The organism is Macrococcus carouselicus (genome assembly GCF_004359515.1).
Classification (GTDB): Bacteria; Bacillota; Bacilli; order Staphylococcales; family Staphylococcaceae; genus Macrococcus; species Macrococcus carouselicus.
This window is the reverse complement of record NZ_SCWD01000034.1, coordinates 1-341: the sequence shown is the minus strand read 5'-3', so window position 1 is coordinate 341 and position 341 is coordinate 1. Positions and strand designations below refer to the sequence as shown.

1 rRNA gene is annotated in these 341 nt (G+C 38.7%); it reads left to right on the top strand.

The window, feature by feature from the left end:
- Window positions 1-106: ribosomal RNA gene (locus tag ERX40_RS11145) — 16S ribosomal RNA — on the top strand; the annotation flags it as partial.
- Window positions 107-341: the final 235 nt, after the last annotated feature.

Below are 341 nucleotides of genomic sequence, written 5' to 3'. Positions count from 1 at the left end.
GGTGGAGTAACCTTTTAGGAGCTAGCCGTCGAAGGTGGGACAGATGATTGGGGTGAAGTCGTAACAAGGTAGCCGTATCGGAAGGTGCGGCTGGATCACCTCCTTTCTAAGGATATTACGGAAAAGGGATACTTGATATTCCTTCGGAATTGACATTGACATATTGTATTCAGTTTTGAATGTTCATATGAACCTGATGGTTCAGTTCATTCAGATTGTACTTTGAAAACTAGATAAAGTAAGAAGAAAAAGATTTTACCAAGCAAAACCGAGTGAGTTCATTGATTGAATTCTCAAAAAAATCGCGCGTCTGTATTGATACAGACATCACATTATTAATA